The sequence below is a fragment of the Janthinobacterium sp. AD80 genome, from assembly GCF_002878455.1.
In the GTDB taxonomy this organism is placed as follows: Bacteria; Pseudomonadota; Gammaproteobacteria; order Burkholderiales; family Burkholderiaceae_D; genus Janthinobacterium.
The window spans coordinates 1-23,774 of sequence record NZ_NRDQ01000056.1 but is presented as its reverse complement, the minus strand read 5'-3'; the positions used below and the strand labels follow the sequence as shown (position 1 = coordinate 23,774).

Here is a 23,774-nt window from a genome sequence, read left to right as displayed (position 1 = left end):
TGCGTCCCGCTAACCCGACCTGCATTTCATCGGACGCTGCCTGCGTAGGTCGGCTTAGCCCGCAGGGCGTAAGCCGACATCAACGAGCCACATTCACCTACGGCCGAGTCAACAATGGTGTCGGGTTACGCGTGGCTGCGCCACGCTAACCCGACCTACATTCTGGGATGCTGATCGCATAGACACCGCCATCACGCCAGCATTACCGGCCGCGTCAGCACCGCTAGCGGATTTTTCAGAATTTATACTTTACTCCCGCACTGAAAAACCGTCCCGCCGCGCCCGCGTAGTCGAGCGGGTTGTAGCCTGTGGCGCCATACGTCAGCGGGTCGAGCGGGGCGATCTTGTCGAACAGGTTTTGCACCGTCGCAAGCACCTCCAGCTTGGGTGTGGCCAGCCAGCGGGCCGTCAGGTCCACCGTGGTGAAGGAGGCGATGCGGCAACCGCGCGGCGCATCCGTGCCATCGGCGAAATGCGTGGCGCAGCCGTCCGGGTCGTTCTTGAACAGCACGTTGTCGAGGTGGGCGCGGTAGTTGACGTTGGCCGAGAGCCGCCAGTTCTGGCGTTCCCAGGTGGCCCCCAGGTTGAGCCTGTCATTGGGCGTGCCCATGCAGTTGGATGTGTCGCAGTTGCCATGCGTGCCGGCAAAGTCGCGCCGTGTGCCATCCTGTTCCGTGCGCAGCCATTTGTACAGGTGCGTCCACTTGATATCGAAGACGAGATTGCCGTAGTCGCCGCCCAGGTTGAAACGCTGGCGTGCATCGATATCGATGCCGCGCACCGTCGTCTGCGCCGAGTTCACGTAATTGGCCAGCACGGCCGTGATGGCACCCGGATCGCCGGCAATGCCGGTGGCTGTCGACGGATCGCGCGCCACATGGCCTTCGGCAATGGCGGTATCCGTCTGCTCCTGGTTGATTTCATTCTTGCGGCGGATCTGCCACAGGTCGACGGAAATGCTGGTGCGCGGCAGCGGATCCCACACGGCGCCCACGGAATAGCTGCGCGAGTGTTCCGGCGACAGGTTGGGGTTGGGCGAGGTGATGACGGCGATCGAAGCCGGATCGCATGCCGCTTCCACGCCCAGCGCGCAGCGCAGCGGATCGCTGGCGGTGGCGAAGGCGGCCAGGCCACCGACGCCGTTTTCCGCCGCGCTGGGGGCGCGAAAACCCTTGGCGAAGGTGCTGCGCAAGGCCAGTTCACGCACGGGCGTCCATTTCACGCCCACTTTTGGCGTGTAGGAATTGCCCACATCGCTGAAATGGTCGGCGCGCAAGGCGCCCGACAGTTCCAAGGTGCTCAGGACGGGCGCCAGCACCTCGGCATAGATGGCCGAAGCATTGCGGCTGCCCCGGTAGGCGGAATAGCCAAGGCCGATGATATTGCCCCGTTCCGTGCCGGCGGTAGGCTGCAGTTCCGTCTTTTCGTGGCGGAATTCGGCACCGACGGCCACGCCCAGGGCGCCGCCATCCAGTTTGCCTATTTCGCGGCTGGCCTTGAAATCGATCTGTGCAATACGGGTCCTGGCGTCATTGGAAATACGCGGCGACAGGGCCGCGTACAAGGCTGGCGAATTGAGTCCCGCATTTTCTGCGATGCGCCACAGGCTGCCTGCCGGCAAAGCCGCATAGGCGGGGTTCAGGCTGGCGGCCGCCACGTTGGCGGCGGTCGGGTTGAGCAGGGCGAAGGCCACGTCGCGCTGCAGGTAGCCGTCCCTGTCGTTCGACACCTTGTTTTGCGAATACAGCAGGGCGCTGTCGATCTCCCAGCCCGCCACGGCGCCCTTGATGCCGGCGACGAATCGCGTGAAGGTGGACTCGACGTCCGATGTGCGCGGCCCCACGTCGGCCGCCAGGTAGCGCAGGCGGGTCGCCGTGCCGAAGTAGGGATTGTCCGGGTGGGCCGCGCCCAGCGAGACGCCCGCATTGCTGACGGGGCCGCCCGGGTAGCCGACCGAGCCGCTGACGGTCGATGGCGTGGTGCTCGAGCGCGACTCGCTGTGGTAGACGTTCAGTTCCGCATAGGCTTGCAGGGCTGGCGTGGCTTGCCACGTGCCGCGACCGAAGAAGTTGATGTTTTTTTGCCGGGGCTGGATCTGGCTGTATTGTTGCGCGGCATCGGTCAGGCAGCCGCCACCCGGATCGCCCTGTGGATGGCTGGTGAAGTTGCCGCAGGCGCCGCCGGGGAAGGTGCGCGTAAACCCCACGCCGGCAGGGTTGCCCCGGTTGTAGTAGTCAAGCGTGTCGGGATTGCGCACATTGCCGTTGACGGCGCTGCCGGCCGCGTTGTTGGTGGTGATGGCGCCAGCGCCGCTGAGGGTTTCCTGCGCACTGAAGCCCAGGTCGCGCAAGTCGCTGCGGCCGACGGCGCCCCGTCCGGCCCGGTCACGGTTCCAGATGGCGGATTTTTCGCCGTACTCAAGGTTCAGCAGCACGTTGTAGCGGTCGCGGTCGAGGTCGCCGAAGCCGTGCGTGATGGCGGCGCGCGCATCGCGCCCGTCCCAGTCATTGGTCTTGCCATAATTGCCTTTGATGGCCGTACCCTGGTAGTCGCGCCGCAGAATCACGTTGACCACGCCGGCGATGGCGTCCGAGCCATAGATGGCCGAGGCGCCATCCTTGAGAATTTCCACGCGCTCCACGGCTTCCAGGGGAATGATGTTCAGGTCGGCAAATACCTTTTGTCCGTCGTCGGCCAGGCCGTACGGCGCCACCCTGCGGCCATTCAGCAGCACCAGGGTCGAGGCCGTGCCCAGGCCGCGCAGCGAAATGCCGGAGGCGCCAGCGGCAAAGCCACCGCCGAACGTGGTGGGCACGGAACCCTGGTTGTCCACGGCCAGGGTTTGCAGCAGTTCGGCCACGCTGGATTTGCCTGATTTTTCAATGTCGGCCGCGTTCAGGGTTTGCACTGCCGAGGCGGTTTCAGCCTGGGCGCGGCGGATGTTCGAGCCGGTGATTTCGACACGGGCAATGGGGGCCGCGTCCTGCGCCAGGACGGGCAGGGCCAGCAGGGCGCTGGCGAGGGCCAGGCCCAGGCGTGGCGGTGATAAGGGGGCGGGGTGGACGGTCGGGGCAGGTATCATGCTGTTCTCCGGTAAGGTCAGGCGTCAAAGGTCATCGGTGCGCCTTTGAGTCTTGTCCGTCCAGCCGTCCGGGACTAGATCTTGATCAGTAGTGCGCCGCTTGCCCTCGCCGCAAGGACGTTGGCGTGGCGTGGGCGCCACGACGGGCACAGCGGTGGAAGCAGGGCCAGGGCCTGCCCATGGCGCGCAACTTTTTATGCTTTTTTGCGTGCTTTGCCGTGTGAAAGGGCAGCCCCATGCGCATTTACCAACAAATATGCTTGCCAAGCCTTGCAATTTAGGTTTATAGTCGTTCAACACTTACGGAAGACTCGCATGTTCGCACGCCACTTTTTTACCGCTTACTTTTACTTTAGCAATTCCAACCCAAAGGCGGTGGAGTAGCGGTCGGTTCACGTAGCAGCAAAACGAGATCCCAGCAAATTCTAAAAAACCGCCACCGATGGCGGTTTTTTTTTACCCAGATGTTTTACCCTTCCTTAAATTTTGGAGAAAATGATGCCCCGCACCGATGATTTGCGTATTCGCGAAATGAAGGAATTGACTCCGCCGTCCCACCTGATCCGCGAATTTGCCTGCTCGGAGCAAGCCGAACAGACCGCCGCCAACGCGCGCATCGCCCTGCACCGTATCCTGCATGGCCAGGATGACCGTTTGATGGTGGTGATCGGGCCTTGCTCCATCCACGACACCAAGGCGGCCATGGAGTACGCGCGCCTGCTGGTCAAGGAACGCGCGCGTTTCGCCGGTGAACTGGAAATCGTCATGCGCGTGTACTTCGAGAAGCCGCGCACCACGGTGGGCTGGAAGGGGCTGATCAATGATCCGTACATGGACAACAGTTTCCGCATCAACGACGGCCTACGCATGGCGCGCGAACTGCTGCGCGACATCAATGAACTGGGCCTGCCTGCCGGTACCGAGTTCCTCGACGTGATCAGCCCGCAGTACATCGCCGACCTGATCAGCTGGGGCGCCATCGGCGCGCGCACTACGGAATCGCAGGTGCACCGCGAGCTGGCATCGGGACTGTCGTGCCCGGTCGGCTTCAAGAATGGCACGGACGGCAATGTGAAGATCGCCGTGGAGGCCATCAAGGCCGCCTCGCAGCCGCACCATTTTCTCTCTGTCACGAAAGGCGGCCACTCGGCCATCGTCTCGACCAACGGCAACGAGGATTGCCACATCATCCTGCGCGGCGGCAAGACGCCGAACTATGACGCTGCCAGCGTGGACGAGGCCTGCAAGGCCATCGCCGCGCAAGGCCTGGCGGCGCGCCTGATGATCGACGCCTCGCATGCGAACAGCTCGAAAAAGCCGGAAAACCAGATTCCCGTATGCGCCGATATCGCCAGCCAGGTGGCAGGCGGCGACGGCCGCATCGTTGGCGTGATGGTGGAATCGCACCTGGTAGCTGGCCGCCAGGATCTGGTGCCGGGCAAGGAATTGATCTACGGCCAGTCCGTCACGGACGGCTGCATCGACTGGAGCGCCAGCGTGGCCGTGCTGGAAAACCTGGCGCAAGCCGTGAAGCAGCGCCGCCTGCGGGGCGACCAGGAATAAGGTGGCGCGCAGCATGCAAAAAAGCCCGGAAAGCTAAGCTTTCCGGGCTTTTTTATTGCGCTCATGCCGCCTGACAGAAGCGTGGCGAGCCGCAAACCGCGACGCGCCACAGTTACTGTCAGGTGTACTTAGAACTTGTACGTGGCGCGCACGTAGAAGGTACGGCCCAGCGGATCGGCAAAACGCGGATCGTAGCCGGACTGGAAGGTACCGATCTGGTTACTGAACGGTGGATCTTCGTTCAGCAGGTTTTTCACGCCGACGGTAACTTCCGTGTTCTTGAAGCCAGAGTAGGCGCCCGACAGCGACCACACCGAGTACGCCTTGACGCTTTGCTCGAATTGCGGATCGACGTAGTTCTGGTCGCGGTAGCCGCTCATGTACTTGTTCGACAGGGTGGCATTCCACTTGTCCATATTCCATTGCAGGGAGGCATTGTGTCTCCAGCGGAATACCGGTGCATTGTCGCCATACACGCCGACGTTCTGCACGAATTCGCCACCGCGCTCGTTCTGGTATTCATACTTCTGTACCCAGGTACCGTCGAAGTTGAACGTGAAGTTGCCGTACTGGCTGCGTGGCAATTTCCAGTTCAGGCCCAGGTCGATGCCCGAGGTGTGCATTTCGCCCAGGTTGCCCAGGGTGGCCAGCACGTAGTCGAGCTTGCCGTCAGCCGTGTAGATGAAGTTGCTCTGATATTTATCGTAGTTGTCGAACAGGGTCTGTTCGGCCACGGTGCCGATCTTGTCGCGCAGCTTGATCTTGAAGTAATCGAGCGATACGGTGACCGATTTGACGGGTTCGATCACGATACCGGCGCTGAAGGTCTTCGATTTCTCCGGACCGACGTCCGGATTGCCGCCCGAGCGGATGTATTGCTGCGCGCCGCAGGCCACGTTGCTATTGGCGCCAGGAATGGCGACGCCGCCTGGGCACAGGCGCGGATCGTCATACTTGTTGGCGGTGAAGGTCTTGGTTTGCGGGCCATGCAGGTCATACAGGGTAGGCGCGCGGAAACCGGTGTTGTAGGAACTGCGCAGCAGCACCTGGCTCGTTGGCTGCCAGCGCACGCCGACTTTCGGGTTGAAGCTGCCGCCGACGTCGTTGTAGTAGTCATAACGGGCGGCCAGCGACAGTTCCAGATCTTTCACGACAGGAATGCTCAGCTCGGAGAAGATGGCGGCGATGTTGCGGCTGCCCGACTGGTTTTGCGCTTCGGCGTAGCCGGAGCTCGATGCCTGGCCAGCCAGGTCGCGGTTCACGTTGTATTCGGCCTTGTCGTTGCGGAATTCCGTGCCGACGGCGAAACCGACGGCGCCAGCGGGCAGGGTGAACAGCTCGCGGCTGACCTTGGCGTCGACTGCCGTGCTGGTCATCTTGGCGCTCAGGTACTCGCCTTTCAGGACGGAGTCATTCAGGTAAGCCTGGCCGGCGGCGCTCTGCTCGCCGAACGGATTCAGGATGCCATTGCCAATGCCGTCGATGATGCGCTGGTCATTCAGGTAGCCGCCCGTGAAGGCGCTGGTGGCCTTGCTGACGGAGTAGCTGAGGCCAACGTTATAGTCCCATGCGCCCAGCACGCCTTCGGAGGCCAGTACCAGGCGGTCCGAGGTGCTGGTGTCGAAGCCGCTGCGCTGGCCCGACGCCACTGGACGCCAGCTGATGTCCAGCGGTTCGCCCGACAGGCCAGGCACGGCTGGCACACCGCCGCTGCCGCCTGGATAGTAAGGCGAGCTCGACGACATGAGGATGCCGATGTTCGACATGGGCGGCGGCGAGATGCGCGCTTCGTTGGTGCTGCGCGAGTGCAGGTATTCGATGGTAGCCAGGTGGTCCTGGTTCAGCTTGAAGCTGGCTTTGCCCAGGAAGGATTCCTGCTTGGTCTTTGGAATGGCCTGGATGAACGGTGTGACATCCATGGCGCACGTGCTTTTGCCCGAGGTGTTCTTGTACAGGTTTTCGCCCACGCAGCCGCCGGCGAAGGCCGGGTTGCCGATCACGCCATTGCCCGTATCGTAGAAGTTGGCCGGGAAGGTGGTGCCGCTCAGGTTATCCACGCCCTTGCTCGGGATGTAGCCGCTCTTCGAGAAGGAGCGGTCGGCCGCGCTCAGCGCCGATTGGCGGTGCACGTCGACGACGCCGAAGACGTTGAAGCCATCCTTGTTCAGGTCGCCATAACCGGCCGACAGGTTCAGGCGCGACTCGTCGCCGCCGCCCGATTTTTGTGGCTCGTAATGCTCCACGGTCACGGAGCCGCCCTTGACCGAACGCTTGGTGATGAAGTTGATCACGCCGCCGATGGCGTCGGTACCGTAGATGGCGGAAGCGCCGTCACGCAGCACTTCGACGCGCTCCAGGGCCGAGATCGGAATGATGTTCAGGTCGACGGACGAGCCGTTGAACGGGTGGCTGGCGATGCGCCGGCCATTCAGCAGGACCAGGGTCTTGTCGCCGCCGATGCCGCGCAGGTCGGCAACGGACTGGCCGCCGGTACCGGAGCCGACGGATTGCGAGCTGCTTTGCGAACTTTGATTCATGGAAATGGTGGACAGGACTTCCTGTGCCGTCGTCAAGCCTTGCTTGGCGAAATCGTCAGCCTTGATCGAGGTGATCGGCAAGGCGGTCTCCGACGCCAGGCGCTTGATGCTCGAACCCGTGACTTCCACGCGCTGCATCGCGCCTTCTGTTGTTTCCTGAGCATATGCGGCGTGCATACCCAAGGCCAGGGTACCAGCAAACATCAGGCGCAGCGACCGCGATATTACACTTTCAATCATCATTTGTAATTCCTTGTTTTTGTGATAAAGGTAGCAATTATCTTGATATAAGTTGTTGCTTGCTAACAATTTATTTGCTTCTTTTTAATTCCGCCACTGAAAATTCGGTAAATTTTCCGGGCCCTCATCAAAACATTCACAATTCAGATTGTCAATTTCGCGCAGACTTTTTGGACGAAATGCAACAAATTACTATTTTTTTTGCATTACTTCATTAATAAAGTATCGTCCGCCCTTGTCAGGCGTGCTCAGGTAGGTAAAAATAAAACGGCGCACATCATCGCTGATGGCGCCGTTTCTTGTTATTGCCAGCACTGCATGCCAGTGCGTATCTTCCGTCTTTTTCTTCAGCCTTTTCCTTCAGCCTTTTCCCGCGTTTCCTTTAGAACGTATAGCTGCCACGCAGGTAGTAGGCGCGCCCGATCGGATCCGTATAGCGTGGGTCATAGCCTTTCTGGAACAGCGTGCCCTGGTTCGAGAATGGCGGCTCCTTGTCCAGCAGGTTTTTCACGCCGGCCGTCAGCAGCAAACCTTTCCACACATAGCTGCCCGACACGCTCAGCAAGCTGTACGACGGTACGTCGTGCTTGAATTGGGGATCGACCTGGTTCTGGTCCGTGTAGCCGGACTTGAACGATTGCGACAGGGTCGCGCCCCAGTTGCCCATGCGCCAGTTCAGCGATGCCGTATGCTTCCAGCGGAACACGGGGTTGTTATCCGCATAGCGGCCTACGTTGGCGATGAATTCGCCGCCGCGTTCGTTCTGGTAGTCATACTTGTGGGTCCACGTGCCATCGACCGATACGCTGAAATCGCCATACGTGCTACGGCCCAGGCGTGCGTTGAGGCTCAGGTCGATACCGTCCGTTTTCACTTCGCCGAGATTGTCGTTCAGGTCGAGAATCGCGTACGGCGAACCATCGGGATTGCGCAGGAACAAGTCCTTGTATTTCTCGTAGTTGCCGTAGATCGATTGTTCGGGCAGCGAGGAAATCTTGTCCTTCAGGTGGATGTTCCAGTAATCGATGGCGACCGTGAGTTCCTTGACCGGTTCGAGCACGACGCCAAAGGCGAACGTCTTGGATTTTTCCGGCTTCAGCTTCTCGTTGCCGCCTTGCAGCTTGAATTGCTGCAAGTCGCAGTCGCGCAGCGGATTGGCGCCGGGCTGGGGCACGCCGCCAGGGCACAGGATCGGGTCGTCATACGAATCGTTGGTATCGTTCTTCGATGGCGGCGCGTTCTTCTCGAACAAGGTCGGCGCGCGGAAACCCGTGCTGGCCGAGCCGCGCAGCACCACCGCGCTGCTGGCCTGGTAGCGCAGGGCCAGCTTCGGATTGGTGGTGCTGCCCACATCGCTGTAGTGGTCGAAGCGGGCCGCCAGCTGCACTTCCAGGTCCTTGACCACCGGCAAGTTGACTTCGCCAAAGACGGCCTGGATCGTGCGCGCACCGTCCTTCGACAGCGAGCCCGACAGGCCGGAACTGGTGGCCTGGCTGGCGATCTCGCGGTTCACGTTGAATTGCGCCTTTTCACGCCGCAATTCGCCACCGATCGCCACCGCCAGCGGGCCGCCGGCCAGTTGCATCAGCTCGCGGCTGCCCTTGATGTCGAAGCCCGTGGTGGTGACCTTGGCGCTTTGCACTTCGCCGCGCAGGGCCGTGCTGTCCAGGTAGGCCTTGCCTGCCGCATCCTGCATGCCGAAGGGGTTCAGGATGCCATTGAGCACGCCTGCGGCGAACGACGCATCCTGCACATAGCCGCCCGTGAATTTTTCCGCCGATTTGCTGATCGCGTGGCTCAGGCCCGTCTTGTAATCCCAGCCTGCCAGTTCGCCTTCGACGGCTACCACCAGGCGGTCCGCCTTGCCGTCCGAATCGATCTGCCGCTGGCCCGCTTCCACGGGGCGCCAGTTGACGCTCAGCGGCTGGCCGGACAGGCCAGGCTGGGCCGGTACGCCGCCCGCATTGCCCGGATAATATTTGCTGGTGTTGGGCAGTATCAAGCCCGTTTGCGGCGGTGGCGCCGTGCGTGCCTTGACCTTGTTTTCCGAATGCAGATATTCCACGGTGGCCAGGTGGCCGCCGCCCAGCTTGAAGGCGCCCTTGCCGAAGAAGGCCACTTGCTCCTGTTCCGGCAAGTTGTCGATCTGGCGCGTGTAATCCTGGCGGCAAGTGCCATTCGCGGCGGCGACCGACAGCGGCGGGCTGCAGCCCGTGGCCGCATACGAATTGCCGGCCAGGCCGTCGCCACCGTTGGCGGCCGCATCAAAGTAATTGCCGGGGAAGGTCGTGCCGCTGGTCAGCGACAGGCCGCGCGAGGGAATGATGCCGGTCTTGGAGAAGTCGCGGTCCTGCGAGGTCAGCACCTTTTGCTTGTGGTAGTCGACGACGCCGAAAATATTGTAGCCGTCGGTGTCGAGCTTGCCGAAGCCCGTCGACAAATTGATACGGTGTTCGCCGCCGCCCTTGTGTTCGGGCGAGACGACTTCGGCCGTGATGTTGGTGACATTGACCGAGCGCTTGGTGATGAAGTTGATGACGCCGCCGATGGCGTCCGTGCCGTAGATGGCCGAGGCGCCGTCGCGCAACACTTCGACACGTTCCAGGGCGGCAATCGGGATGATGTTCAGGTCGACGCTGGCGCCGTCATACGGATGGTTGGCGATGCGCCGGCCATTGAGCAGCACCAGCGTCTTGTCGCCGCCCAGGCCGCGCAAGTCGGCGCTGGCCTGACCGCCCGTGGGCAGGCCGCTGGTGTTGCCGCCCACGGCATTGCCGCTGCCCATGCTGGACGAATTCGAGGGAATCTTGCTGAGGACTTCCTGCGCCGTGGTCAGGCCCTGCTTGGCGAAATCCTCGGCCTTGAAGATGGAAAGGGGCGTGGCGGTTTCCGAGACGAGGCGCTTGATGGAAGAACCGGTGACTTCAACGCGTTGCATGCCAGCGGTGTCGCCGCTGTCTTGTGCCAGTGCCGGCTGGCCGAGAAAACCGGCGGCAAGCCCGCTGGCGCAGATCAAACGGATGGAGCGGGACAGGCGTATTTCTCTAATCATGTTCGAGACTCCTGATAAAGCGGTTGGCTAAACGGGCAAGAACGGCCGCGCTGGTTGGCGCACCGAGAGCATTGAAAAGTATTTATATCTTTTCAAGCGATCCACTGTAATGAGCTGCAAAAGTGCTTGTCAACATGGCAAACAGCTTTGTGTGCCTAAACAACGCAGTGCCTCATCGGTACTGATTTAAAACAAAGAAGACGCATTTTGTGCTGCATTTTCGACAAAATTGGTATTGCCCCTGCGCGCAATCAAAAACGCCCGCTGCGGGGCAGCGGGCGTTGGCATGGATGGCATGACGATAGTGACTGCGCCCTGCCGGAGACTCAGGCTGTCGTTAGAAAAACTTGTAGCTGGCACCCAGTTTGAAGTAGCGGCCGATGGCGCCGCTGGCATCCATCGGGTTGTAGCTCATGCCGCCATAGGTCAGCGGGTCGAGCGGGGCGATCTTGTCGGTCACGTTGTTGATCGAGGCAAACAATTGCAATTGCTTGCTGTAATTCCAGCGTGTCGACATGTCGAGCGTGGTGAACGAGGCCAGCTTGCAACCGTTTGGCGCCGGCGTGCCATTGGCCAGCTTGGAAGCGCACGGGTCGCCTTCAAACTTGATATTTTTCATGTCCGCACGGTAGTTCAGCACGCCGCTGAGATTCCAGTTGCCCAGGTCCCATGAGCCGGTGACATTGATCTTGTCCTTCGGCGTGCCGGCGCAGTTGGAGGTGTCGCAATTGCCATGCGTGCCGGCAAACTGGTAGCGCACTGTGGCGGACTCGGCGCGTACCCACGAAGCGATATGCGTCCACGTCAGGCCGAAGGTGGCGCGGCCATAGTCGCCCAGGCGCACGCGCTGCTTGACGTCCAGGTCGATCCCCTTGATCTCCGTGAAGCTGGAGTTGCGGTAGGGAGCCTTGGTGATCAGCAAGGTGCCCGTGTTCGGCGTGACGACGCCATTGATGGTCAGGTTGTTGTCGGCGCGGATGGCCGTCGGCAGGGCCGCCGCTTCGTTGTAGGGCAGGGGATTGATTTCGTTTTCACGCCGGATCTTCCAGCCGTCCAGCGACAGGCTGGTATCGTTGAACGGATCCCACACCAGGCCCAGGGTGTAGCCCTTGGATTTTTCAGGCTTGAGGTTGGGGTCGCCGATCTTGACGGCCGCCACTTGCAGTTCGCAGTCGCTGGCATTGGCCCCCGGCAATTGCTTGCCGCCAGGGCAGCGCACGGGATCGCTCACGGTCGAGGTGCCGGTTGATTGCGAGTTGGCATTGCTTTCGGCCGGCCCCGGCGCGCGGAAGCCTTCCGAGTACGTGCCGCGCAAGGCGAAGGTTTTTAGCGGCGTCCACTTGGCGCCCAGCTTCGGCGTGGTTGACGAGAAACGGTCGTATTTGTCGTAGCGCAAGGCCGCGGACAATTCCACCGTCTTGATCACGGGCGCCAGCACTTCCAGGAACACGGCAGACACCTTGCTGTCGCCCTTGGCCGCCACATAGCTGGTGTTGATGGCACCGTTTTCCGTGCCCGACAGCGATGGATTGTCGAGCTTGTCGCGGCGGTGTTCCGCCCCCACTGCCAGGCCCATGGCGCCGCCCGGCAGTTGCATCAGTTCGCGCGAGGCCTTGAAGTCGATGATGTCGAGTTTGGTGGTTGAATCGGAGGTGGCGTTCGTCACCATGGCGGCGTACAGCGAGGCGGGATTCTTGCCCGCCTGGGCGCCGATGTAGTACGGGAAGTAGGGGCTGTTCGGATTGCCCAGCGCATCCTTGACGACAGCCATGTTGAGCATGCTGCTGTAATCGAGGTGCAGCTTCGATTCCGAATGCGTGTAGCCGGCATCGTAATCCCAGCCCATGGCGTTGCCCTTGACGCCCAGCACGATGCGGTTGAACTCATTGTTGGCCTTGCGCGTGCTGGCGCCCGCATCGAAGGCCTGGTAGCGCACGCGCACCGGCACGCCATACGGATTTTGCGGATGATTGGCGGCCAGCACGATGGTGCTGCCCGCACCGGAACCGTAGTTGATGACGCCGGTCGGATTGCCGGCATTCGGCGGGAAGGCGATGGTCGGCGTGATCGATGGCGGGATCACGGTAAATGCCGTGTCGCGCTTCGAGTAGCCAGCTTCCGCATACACTTGCGTATCGGCATTGACTTGCCAGGTGCCGCGCGTATACAGGTTGATCGATTCGATCTTTGGCTGCATCGAACGGAACTGGTCGTGATGCCACACGCAGCCGCCCTTTGGATCTTGTGGCGAAGAAACAGACAAGGCCGCGCAGCCGGGCAGGGCGACATAATTGTTGGTGACGGGGTCGCGGATCAGGCCCACTGGCGACGCGTTCGCATCGTTGGTGCCGTTGATGTAGCCGCCGGCGAACTGGGTGTTGATCGCATAGCCGTACGGCCGCAGGTCGCCCTTGCCTATCCATTTGCGGCCGGCGCGGTCCTTGTTCATCAGCATGTCCGATTTGGCGTATTCGGCATTGACGACAATGTTGTATTTGTCCGTATCCAGGTTGCCCTTGCCAAAGGTCAGCGAGGCGCGGTGCTGCTTGGCATCGCTGTCGCCGGAGATGCCTGTATCGCCTTTCAGGGTCAGGCCTTCGAAGTCCTTGCGCAAAATGATGTTGACCACGCCGGCGATGGCATCCGCGCCGTAGGTGGACGATGCGCCATCCTTGAGAATCTCGATGCGCTCGACGATCTGCATCGGCACGGTGGACAGGTCGGTGAAGCTTTTCTGGCCGTCGTCGGCGCGCGCGAATGGCGCCATGCGGCGGCCGTTGAGCAGGACCAGGGTAGAGGTGGCGCCCAGGCCGCGTAGCGAGATGGCCGTGGAGCCGGCGGCAAAACCGTTGCCAAAGCCCGTCGGCAGCGAACCGGCGCCGTCGGCGGTCAGGGTTTGCAGGTATTCGGCGACGGTGGCCTTGCCCGATTTCATCAAGTCGTCACGCGTAATCACTTGTACCGGCGATGCCGTTTCGGCCGTGGCCCGCTTGATGCTCGAGCCTGTAATTTCCACACGTTGCACATTGCTGTCTTGCGCCATTGCCGGCGCAGCGATCATGCCAAGGCTGACCGCTGCCACGCTGCCCGAAAAGATCAGGCGTATGGAGCGGGATATCACTGTTTCCATCATCATTCTCAGAACTCCGAAAGTAAGCTCGGCCGGCCGTGGTACGGCATAGCCGCGCTGGGTGATAAAGATTGCTGCGTCGGCAATCGCTGGGATAAAGCGGCATTCTTTTTGCAGTGCCGCCATTGATATGATCATTTGCCGAGAAACCTTGTCAACGAGGACACAAACACTTTCATCAATAAAGCAACAGTGTTTTTTAAAAATTTAATCTGTTTTAATGTTTGCAAATATTCCAATGTTGCAGTGCGATGCGTGCTTTGCGTACGGCCATGGAAACGCTTGCCATTCGCGGCAGTAGCGGTTTCTGCCAGCACGCTTTCCCGGGGTATCCGCTAACGCATGTTGCACTGCGGGATTTTTTCGCCGCGCAGCTGGCGCTGGTGCCTGCGTGCCACGGGCGTGCTCGGCTTTTCGCCCGGCGGACAAAATATGCGTTATCGTTACGCCTTTTTCCAGCGCACCAAGGCAGCGGCGCCGCTGGTGGCAAACAAGGCATAGATCTTGCGAGGATGGACTGGTTTTGGCGGTGGCTCCCTGTATCCCAGGGGGTAACCTGTACAAGCGCACCAATACGGTGCGACAGATAATCGAGATGAAGGGTATTACATGAAGTCACCATGGATGCGGCGCGTGGCGCTGCTCGCCTGCCTGGCCACCCTGCCGCTGGCGGCCATTGCCGATGCCGCCCCTGCCTCCGCAGCGGCGCCGGTCAAAACCTTGCGCTATATCCTGCCGGCCGCCGAGACGGGGTTTGATCCGGCCACCGCGCGCGACCTGTATTCGAACCACATCACGCAGGCCATCTTCGATACCCTGTACACCTACGACTACCTGGCGCGCCCCGTCAAGGTGGTGCCCGGCGCCGCGGCCGCCATGCCGGAAGTGTCCGCCGACGGCAAGACCTATACCATCCGGCTGAAGAAAGGCATCCTGTTCACGCCGGACGCCGCGTTCGGCGGCAAGCGCCGCGAACTGACCATGGCCGATTACGTGTATTCGTGGAAACGTCTGTTCGATCCGCGCCTGGCCTCGCCGCACAGCTGGCTGTTCGAAGGCAAAGTGGTGGGCCTGGACGACCTGGCGAAGGAAGCGGCCAAGTCGAACAAGTTTGACTACAACAAGAAAGTCGCCGGCCTGGAAATCCTCGACCCCTACACCCTGCGCGTGACCCTGACCAAGACGGATTTCAATTTCCCCATGATCCTGGCCTACGTGCCGACAGCGGCGCTGGCGCGCGAAGTGGTGGACAAGTATGGCGACGTGAAGGGCGAAGTGGGTTCCAACCCTGTCGGCACCGGCTACTACACCCTCGGTGAATGGACGCGCGGCAACCGCATCGTCCTGAACCGCAACACGCAGCACTTGCCCGAGACGTGGAACTTCATGGCCGGCGATGATCCGGACGACCAGCGCATCGTGCGCCAGATGCAGGGCAAGCGCATTCCCGCCATCGACCGCATTGAAATTTCCGTGATGATCGAAGACCAGTCGCGCTGGCTGTCGTTCCAGAGCGGCGGCACGGACGTGTTCTGGCTCGACGGCCCGCTGGCGCCGAAAGCGCTGCTCAACGGCAAGCTGCGGCCCGAGCTGGCGGAGAAGGGCGTGCAACTGTCGCGCCTGCTAGATCCCGAGATCAGCTATTACTACTGGAACATGGAAGATCCGACCCTGGGCGGCTTCAGCAAGGAAAAGATCGCGCTGCGCCGCGCCATTGCCATGGCGCACAATATCGATGAAGAAATCCGCATCATCTGGAATGGCCAGGCCAAGCGCCTCGATTATCCGATTCCGCCGGGCGTGGTCGGCTACGACCCGCACTACAAATCCTTGCTGCAATACGATCCCGTGCTGGCCAACAAATTGCTGGACAAGTTCGGCTACAAGAAGGGTGCCGATGGCTGGCGCACTTTGCCCGATGGCAAGCCGCTGCTGATCCGCTACGCCTCGCGCAATGAAGCCAATGGCGTGCTGCAGGCGGAAATGTGGCGCAAGACCTACAACTCGCTGGGCATCCGCATGGAAAACGACCGCATGATCTTTTCCGATATTTTGAAAACGGAAAAGCAGTGCAAGATGCAGACGCGCACGGCGCCATGGCTGGCCGACTATCCGGACGGCGACAACTTCATGCAGCTGTTCTACGGCCCGAACACGCACCAGAACAACAATGGCTGCTACCAGGATCCGGAATACGACAAGTGGTACGCGGCCAGCCAGCACATGCCTGCCAGCCCCGAGCGTGACGAGCTGTACCACAAGATGGCGCGCCGCCTGGAAGTCAACGCGGGCGCCCTGATCGGCTACGCGCGCTACCGCAACATGCTGGCGCAAAAGACGGTGCAAGGCTACAAGAAGCACCCGATCCTGTTCCAGGAATGGGCATACATGGATATCGACAATACGGGCGCGCCAGTGGCGCCTGTTGCCGACCCGGCTAAAAAATAAGCGCAGCTTATAAAGACAAGGAATCATTATGTTCGCTTATATCCTGCGCCGTCTGTGGCAGATGCTGCCGACCATGCTGGGCGTCGTCCTGCTGGTCTTCATCCTGTTTAACTGGGTGGGCGGCGACCCCGCCTACATTTTGGCAGGCAAGATGTCGAGTGCCGAAAGCATCGCCAACATCCGCCGCCAGCTCGGCGTCGACCAGCCGTACTACGTGCAGCTGTGGATCTTCATCAAGCAGATCGTCACGTTCGACTTCGGCCAGAGCTGGGCGACGGGGGAATCCGTGTCGCACATCATCACCTCGCGCCTGGGGCCGTCGATGATGGTCCTGATCCCGCTGACCGTGCTGGAAACGTTCTTTGGCGTGGCGCTGGCGCTTGCTATCGCCTTCGTGCGCGGTTCGCTGACGGACCGCGCCGTCATGATCGCCTGTACCGTGGGCATGTCGATTTCCATCCTCGTCTACATCATCGTCTTCCAGTACGGCTTCGCTTATAAACTGGGCCTGTTCCCCGTGCAGGGCTGGGGCGACAGTTTCTGGGAAAACCTGTTGCGCTATTCGACCCTGCCGATCCTGATCGGCCTGGCCGTGTCCATCGCGCCCACCCTGCGCCTGTTCCGCACCTTCGTGCTGGACGAGGCGAACCAGGATTACGTGCGCACGGCGCGCGCCAAGGGCCTCAAGGAAGGCCGCATCATGTGGGTGCACGTGCTGCGCAATGCCGCCATTCCCATCATTACCTATGTGATGTCGAACCTGCCGGCCCTGCTGATCGGGGCCTTTTTGCTGGAGCGTTTCTTCGGCATCCCCGGCATCGGGCGTGAAGTGATCCTGGCCGTCGAGCGCAGCGACTTTCCCGTGATCAAGGCGATCACCGTGTACGTTGCTGCCGCCACCATGCTCTTCAACCTGCTCACCGACCTGCTGTACCAGGCGGTCGATCCTCGCGTACAACTGAAGTAGAAAGAGACGATGTCGAAACCTCATACATCGCCCGGCCTGTGGGCCCTGGCGTGGCGCCGTTTGCGCGGCGACAAGATTGCAATGGTATCGCTGGCCGTGGTCGGCGCGTTTTTCCTGCTGGTGCTGGCGTCGGCCAGCGGCCTGGTGGCGTCGAACTGGGAAGATGAAGTGGCCGTCAGCTATGCGCCGCCCACTTTCCTTGGCGCCGACAAGGACGCGCCAGTCGACGGCGCCATTCCCCTGGCCGACGAGCGCAGCGCACCGACACCCGTCAACGTGCTCGATCCGCTGGCCGACGACATCGCCGAACTGCGCGCCCAGATGGGCAGCAACCCATCGGCTGGCGTCGAGATGTACGGCGTGGCGGACCCGCTGGCCGACGACTTGACGGCCTTGCGCGCCGGCATGGGCAAGGCGAAAAAGCTCGTTACCCACAAGGCGGCGACGTTGCCGTTCGGCGCCGACAAATGGGGCCACGATATCTTGCAGAAAACCATCAAGGGCGGCGAAACGTCGATTGTCGTGGGCCTGGTGGCAGCCTTGCTGGCCGTCGTGCTGGGCACCTTGTTTGGCGCCGTGTCCGGCTACTTTGGCGGCATCGTCGATGATTTCTTCAACTGGTTCTACAGCATCTTCACCTCGATTCCGTCGATCCTGATGATTTTGACGGTGGCGGCCGTGCTGCAGCAGAAGGGCGTGCTGACCATCGTGCTGATCCTGGGCTTGACGGGCTGGACGGGGCCGTACCGTTTGATCCGCGCCGAATACATCAAGCACAAGGCACGCGAATACGTGATGGCGGCCGACGCCATCGGCGCCTCGCACTGGCGCAAGATGTTCTCGCACATTTTCCCCAATGTGAGCCATGTGGCGCTGGTGCAGATGTCGATCCTGGTGGTGGGCTTCATCAAGGCCGAGGTGATTCTGAGCTTCCTGGGCTTTGGCGTGCCGGTGGGTACCGTCTCGTGGGGCAGCATGCTCAACGAGGCACAAAATGAACTGATCCTGGGCAAATGGTGGCAGTTGACCGCCGCCGCCACGGCGATGGCCGTGCTGGTGACGGCGTTCTCGCTGTTTACCGATGCCTTGCGCGATGCGCTCGACCCCAAAGTGAAATAGGAGTTGCTCATGGACCAGAATAACCTGTTGGAAGTGCGCGACCTGCGCGTCACTTTCCGCCTGGACAAGAAGACCACGTTCGAAGCCGTCAAGGGCATCTCGTTCAACGTGCCGCGCAACAGCACCGTGGCCCTGGTGGGCGAATCGGGCAGCGGCAAGTCCGTCAGCTCGCTGGCCGTGATGGGCCTGCTGCCGCCGGACAGCACCATCATCGATCCGCAATCGCGCATCCACTTTGGCGGGCGCGACCTGCTGCAGCTATCGATCGGCGAGCGCCGCAATATGTGCGGCAAGGATATCTCGATGATCTTCCAGGAGCCGATGTCGTCCTTGAATCCCGTGTTTACCGTCGGTTTCCAGATCGCCGAAGTGTTGCGCCAGCACATGGGCATGAATGGCAAGCAGGCGCGCGCCCGCACCCTGGAATTGCTCGACGAAGTGGGCATCCCCGACCCGGCCACGAAGATCGACGCCTACCCGAGCCAGATGTCGGGCGGCCAGCAGCAGCGCGTGATGATCGCCATGGCGATTGCCTGCGAACCGAAACTGCTGATCGCCGATGAACCGACGACGGCGCTCGACGTGACGATCCAGAAGCAGATCATGGACCTGATCGCCGCGCTGCAAAAGAAGCACCAGATGTCCGTGCTGTTCATTACCCACGACCTGGGCCTGGTGGGTGAAATCGCCGACCAGGTGATCGTCATGCGCCACGGCGAAGTGCGCGAAACGGGCGAGGTGCGCCAGGTATTCGAAGCGCCGCAAGACAGTTATACGAAAGCCCTGCTGCATTGCCGCCCATCCTTGGACGAACGCCCGTGGCGCCTGCCCGTGATTGCCGACTACATGGAAGGCAAGGCCGGTCCCGGCGTCGAGGTGAAGCAGCGCACGCGCGGCTATACCCCGGGCGACGAACCCGTACTGGTGGTGAATAATCTCAGTAAAAGTTTTTACACGCGTGAAGGCCTGTTCGGCAAGCGCGAGTTCCAGGCGGTCAAGGATGTGTCCTTCACCTTGCCGCGCGGGAAAACCCTGGGCGTGGTGGGCGAGTCCGGCTCCGGCAAGACGACGGTGGGATTGACCCTGCTGCGCCTGCACCAGGCCACGGGCGGCACGGCCATGTTCCACGGCAAGGATCTGATCTCCATGCCGAACAAGGAATACCTGCCGTATAAGCGCCGCATCCAGATCATTTTCCAGAATCCGTATGCCTCGCTGAACCCCCGTTTCACGGTGGGACAGATCCTGCTGGAGCCGATGCGCATCCACAGTATCGGCGCGAATGACAAGGAACGCATCGCCAAGGCCTACTGGTTGCTGGACAAGGTGGGCTTGCCGGAGCAGGCCTTTCACCGTTATCCGCACGAGTTCTCGGGCGGCCAACGCCAGCGCATTGCGATTGCCCGCTGCCTGACCATGCAGCCGGAAATTCTCGTCTGCGACGAATCCGTGTCGGCGCTGGACGTGTCGGTGCAGGCGCAGGTGCTGAACTTGCTGCAGGACTTGCAGGATGAGTTCGGCCTGTCCTACATCTTCATCTCGCACGATCTGTCGGTGGTGAAATATATCGCCGACCAGGTGATGGTCATGCACAAGGGGCAGGTGGTGGAGCTGGCCGATTCGGACGAGCTGTACCGCAATCCCGTGCATCCGTACACGCGCACCCTGCTCAGCGCCATACCGAAGGGCGTGCAAATCTAAACAGGCTTTTACGGTAAGATAGCGGCCATGCCCAACCTCATTTATCTGCTCGAACATTACGGTGTCCTGATTGTCTTTGGCATCGTGCTGGTGGAGCAGCTCGGCCTGCCGATTCCCGCCTTTCCCATCCTCGTGGTGGCGGGCGCGCTGGCCGTCGATGGCGACATGAATGGGGGCCTGGTGCTGGCCGCCGCCCTGGGCGCCTGCCTGATCAGCGATTTCACGTGGTTCCGCGCGGGCCGGCATTTCGGCAAGCGCATCCTGCGGCTGCTGTGCCGTATCTCGCTGTCGCCCGATTACTGCGTCAGCCAGACGGAAGATAAATTCAAGCGCTGGGGCCCGAAAGCCCTGATTGTCTCGAAGTTCGTGCCGGGTTTCAATACCGTGGCCGCGCCCATGTCCGGTGCGCTGGGCACGCCGCCGGGCCTGTTCTTCCTGTACGCGGGCCTGGGCGCGCTGCTGTGGAGCGGCACGGGCATTGTCGTTGGCGTGATTTTCCATGCCAGCGTGCAGCAGGTGCTCGACTTGCTCAGCACCATGGGCAGCACGGCCTTGCTGATGCTCGCCACCTTGCTAGGCTTGTTCCTGCTGTACAAATTCCTCGAACGCCGGCGTTTCCGCCAGGCCTTGCAAATCGAGCGCATCGGCATCGATGAATTGCTCGAACTCATAGCGCAGGGCGAGGAGCCGCTGATGGTCGACGCGCGCAGCGCCACGGCGCAGGCGCTGGAGCCGGCCGTGCCCGGCGCCTTGTTCTTCAATGGCAAGGAACCCGTGCCGGCCATGATCGCCATGGACAAGGACCGCCACATCATCGTGTATTGCAGCTGCCCCAATGACGTGACGGCCGCGCAGGTGGCCAAGCTGCTGCACCAGCACGGCTTCCACCGGGCCAAGCCCCTGCATGGCGGCCTGGACGCATGGAACGCCGCCTACCGCTCGGACCAGCCGGCGCCTGCCAGCCTGCTGGGCGAAGGTTTGCCTTCCTGATCCGCCTGATTGCTGGCCGATAGCTGTTGCTTGGTAGCACGCAAGTCGGTAGTAATAATACGAAAACACCGTTGCAGCGCCGCCAGGACGGCAGTGTCATACCTGCGCCGTTCCATACAAAGCGGCTTTGCGCAAACTCCGGCATACTGTGTTTTCAAGGCGATTCCTGCTGCTATGCAACATGCTTTTCGTGCGTCTGCCGAGTGCGAGCACTTACTATAAATCATTGTTTTCAAGTAATTTTTGTGCTGCCTGTTGCATTTGGAGTGGAACTACCAATAAAGGCTTGTTTTGATGTACTTAAACTACAAACTTTGCTTGCCCGGGGCGCATACATCCTTTAAGCTTGGCGTCCCATGCGTCCCACTTCATACTTAAAATCATGAGCGCTTCGTCTTCTCCCGTACTGCCGACTTCCGCCTTCGCCGATGGGCCGCGCCTGCTGGCCGACGTGGGCGGCACCAATGCCCGTTTCGCCCTGGAAGTGGCCGCCGGCCACATCGTTCTGGTGGAAGTGCTGCCCTGTGCCGACTACCCGAGCCTGTCCGCCGCCTTGCAAGCCTATCTGGCCTTGCCGCATGTGGCTGCCGCAGGCGGGCAAGCCGTGCGCCATGCCGTGATCGCCATCGCCAACCCGGTCGACGGCGATTTCCTCAGCATGACCAACCACCATTGGTCGTTCTCGATCCGCGCCATGCGCGAAGAGTGCGGGTTCACGACCCTGGACGTGGTCAATGATTTCACGGCCCTGGCGCGCGCCTTGCCGCTGCTGTCGAGCGAGCAAAAGCACCAGGTGGGCGCGGGCACGGCCCGTCCGAACACGGCCATCGGCCTGATCGGCGCCGGCACGGGACTGGGCGTGTCGGGCCTGATTCCTTCGCACGGCGGCTGGATCGCGCTGCAAAGCGAAGGCGGCCATGTCAGCTTTGCGCCGTTCAATGAAACGGAAGTCAGCATCCTGCAATTTGCCTGGCGCGAATTCGAGCACGTCTCGGCCGAACGTCTGATCTCCGGCGACGGCCTGGAACTGATCTACCGCGCGCTGGCCGATCGCGCCGGCGTGCAGGCCGAAGACTTGCCGGCGGCGGAAATCACGCGCCGCGCGCTGGCCGGCGAATCGCAGCTGTGCGACGACGTCATCGAAGCGTTCTGCTGCATGCTGGGCACGGTGGCGGGCAACGTGGCCGTCACCCTGGGCGCGCTGGGCGGCATCTATATCGGCGGCGGCATCGTGCCACGTCTGGGCGCGCGTTTCGACCGTTCCGGTTTCCGCGCCCGTTTCGAGCGCAAGGGCCGCTTCGCCAATTACGTGTCGCAAGTGCCGACCTTCGTGATCACGGCGCAATATCCTGCCTTCCTCGGCGCATCGGCGATTCTCTCGGAGAAACTCTCCTCCCAGTGAGACGGGCGCTTGCCACGGGCATTGCCAATTTGTAACGCCTGAGCCGGGTAAACCATGTGTTTTGCCCGGTTTTGCGCTTTTCCGCTTTTTATCAGGTACAATTGGCAGCGTTGGATGAAACGACGACTGTCGCTTACTTGCCGGGCTGAATGATCGCCACAAGGAAAGCAGCAGCTCCGGAACTCGTTTCATTGCTGGTTATTTAAGGCCAGCGCCATGGATCGCAGAACTTTCACTGCATCCGCACTACTCCCGCTTTGCGCGCATCGGCCAAGGCGTCGGAAACAGCCTCAACTTGTAACCCAGCACGGCGTCGTCATCGATGTCTGCCATCTGTTACGTTGAAATGAACGTTTTGATTTCTTTCTCCGCATACGAATTGCAACACACATCCGCACAGAATTGCTATGAATACAATTGAGGCTAAAAAAGTCCTCGAAACCGCGTTGCTGTGCGCTCGTGAATCGCTGTCGATCCACAGCCTGAAAAAGCTGTTCGTCGATGCGGACGAGAATGGCCGCGTGCGCGGTGTCGGCGTTGGCGCCGATACGATCAAGCAGTTGCTGGAAGAGTTGCGGCAGGAGTGGGAAGGGCGCGGCATCGAGATCGTCAGCCTCGCCTCGGGCTGGCGCTTTCAAAGCCGCCCGGAAATGAAGATGTATCTGGACCGTTTGACGCCCGAGCGGCCGCCCAAGTATTCGCGGGCGACCCTGGAAACCCTGGCCATCATCGCCTACCGCCAGCCGGTGACGCGCGGCGACATCGAAGAGATTCGCGGCGTTGCCGTCAATTCGCAGACGATCAAGATGCTGGAAGACCGTGGCTGGGTCGATGCCATCGGCTACCGCGACGTGGTGGGGCGGCCGGCCTTGCTGGCCACCACCAAGCAATTTTTGGATGACCTGGGTTTGCATTCGCTGTCCCAGCTGCCGCCTTTGCAGCAAATCAGCGAGATGCAGGGCAACGGGCTCGAAGCCCTGGAAGCGGCCCTGCAAGAGAATTTTGACAAGGCAAGCAATGAGCTTGCCCCCCAGCTTGGTGCAGGTAGCAATACGGCTGTGACAGATGTGACAGCAAGCCTTGATGCCGGCCCCGATGCTTCGCCCACGGACGAAGCCTACACTCACGACCCTGCGCCAGAACTAACGGTTGACGCTGCGCCAGGTCAGCACAGCCAAGAAACGAAGAATGAATAATCCGAACACACCCGAGACAGTTACCGCCAGCGACGAAGCCATCGTTGCCAAGCCCAAGCGCCGCACCAAGGCTCAAATCGAAGCCGATGCCGCAGCCGCTGCAACCACCGCCGGCGACGCCGTTGCCGCCAAGCCGAAGCGCCGTACGAAAGCCGACGTGGCCGCCGCTGCGCCAGCCGCCGTTGCTGCCGTCGATACCGCCGCCGCGGCAGAAGCTGTCCCGGCCGTCAAGAAAACCCGCGCCAAGCCGGCCCTGAAGGCCGTGGCCGAAGCGGCGGAAGCCGCCGCCGAGGCAGTCGCTGAAGTTGTCAGCGCACCGGCACCGCGTCCACCGCGCGCGCGCGCCG

Annotated in this window: 13 protein-coding genes and 1 pseudogene; 9 read left to right on the top strand and 5 right to left on the bottom strand. The window is 61.4% G+C overall.

Going from position 1 to position 23,774, the window contains the following annotated elements; translation table 11 throughout:
* Positions 1-235 precede the first annotated feature (235 nt).
* Positions 236-3,082, bottom strand: a complete 2,847-nt coding sequence (locus JaAD80_RS12455) for a TonB-dependent receptor (protein ID WP_102294438.1) — start codon at positions 3,080-3,082, stop codon at positions 236-238.
* Positions 3,083-3,580: 498 nt separating this feature from the next.
* On the opposite strand from JaAD80_RS12455, the gene aroG reads away from it, so the two are divergent.
* Positions 3,581-4,645 (top strand): 3-deoxy-7-phosphoheptulonate synthase AroG, encoded by a 1,065-nt coding sequence (gene aroG, locus JaAD80_RS12450; protein ID WP_102294441.1) that lies wholly within the window; start codon positions 3,581-3,583, stop codon positions 4,643-4,645.
* A gap of 128 nt (positions 4,646-4,773) precedes the next feature.
* Here aroG and JaAD80_RS12445 read toward each other — a convergent pair whose 3' ends face one another.
* The 4 genes from JaAD80_RS12445 to JaAD80_RS30315 form a co-directional block, all read right to left on the bottom strand.
* The gene (locus JaAD80_RS12445; protein WP_258002958.1) at positions 4,774-7,320 is read right to left on the bottom strand and encodes a TonB-dependent receptor; all 2,547 of its coding nucleotides are present in this window, start codon (positions 7,318-7,320) and stop codon (positions 4,774-4,776) included.
* 484 nt (positions 7,321-7,804) lie between these two features.
* A complete protein-coding gene (locus tag JaAD80_RS12440) occupies positions 7,805-10,474 on the bottom strand; it encodes a TonB-dependent receptor (RefSeq protein WP_102294437.1) in 2,670 nt (889 codons plus the stop codon).
* Positions 10,475-10,811: 337 nt separating this feature from the next.
* Positions 10,812-13,604 (bottom strand): TonB-dependent receptor, encoded by a 2,793-nt coding sequence (locus JaAD80_RS12435; RefSeq protein WP_180979401.1) that lies wholly within the window; start codon positions 13,602-13,604, stop codon positions 10,812-10,814.
* A 134-nt stretch (positions 13,605-13,738) separates the two neighbouring features.
* Complete coding sequence (locus JaAD80_RS30315) at positions 13,739-13,921, bottom strand: hypothetical protein (protein WP_146012374.1); 183 nt, start codon at positions 13,919-13,921, stop codon at positions 13,739-13,741.
* Between the two features lie 292 nt (positions 13,922-14,213).
* On the opposite strand from JaAD80_RS30315, the gene JaAD80_RS12430 reads away from it, so the two are divergent.
* The 8 genes and pseudogenes from JaAD80_RS12430 to JaAD80_RS12395 form a co-directional block, all read left to right on the top strand.
* Positions 14,214-16,052, top strand: coding sequence for an ABC transporter substrate-binding protein (locus JaAD80_RS12430; RefSeq protein WP_258002957.1), 1,839 nt, complete (start codon positions 14,214-14,216; stop codon positions 16,050-16,052).
* 28 nt (positions 16,053-16,080) lie between these two features.
* Entirely contained in the window at positions 16,081-17,019 is a 939-nt protein-coding gene (locus tag JaAD80_RS12425; protein WP_034760169.1) for an ABC transporter permease, read from the top strand.
* A gap of 9 nt (positions 17,020-17,028) precedes the next feature.
* Positions 17,029-18,138 (top strand): ABC transporter permease, encoded by a 1,110-nt coding sequence (locus JaAD80_RS12420; protein WP_102294435.1) that lies wholly within the window; start codon positions 17,029-17,031, stop codon positions 18,136-18,138.
* 9 nt (positions 18,139-18,147) lie between these two features.
* The gene (locus JaAD80_RS12415; protein ID WP_102294434.1) at positions 18,148-19,839 is read left to right on the top strand and encodes an ABC transporter ATP-binding protein; all 1,692 of its coding nucleotides are present in this window, start codon (positions 18,148-18,150) and stop codon (positions 19,837-19,839) included.
* A gap of 27 nt (positions 19,840-19,866) precedes the next feature.
* Complete coding sequence (locus JaAD80_RS12410) at positions 19,867-20,829, top strand: VTT domain-containing protein (RefSeq protein ID WP_102294433.1); 963 nt, start codon at positions 19,867-19,869, stop codon at positions 20,827-20,829.
* A 382-nt stretch (positions 20,830-21,211) separates the two neighbouring features.
* Entirely contained in the window at positions 21,212-22,231 is a 1,020-nt protein-coding gene (locus JaAD80_RS12405; RefSeq protein WP_102294432.1) for a glucokinase, read from the top strand.
* A gap of 407 nt (positions 22,232-22,638) precedes the next feature.
* Entirely contained in the window at positions 22,639-23,427 is a 789-nt protein-coding gene (gene scpB / locus JaAD80_RS12400; RefSeq protein WP_102294431.1) for an SMC-Scp complex subunit ScpB, read from the top strand.
* Positions 23,420-23,774: pseudogene (locus JaAD80_RS12395) on the top strand (23S rRNA pseudouridylate synthase B); the annotation flags it as partial. The gene scpB and the pseudogene JaAD80_RS12395, both read left to right, overlap by 8 nt.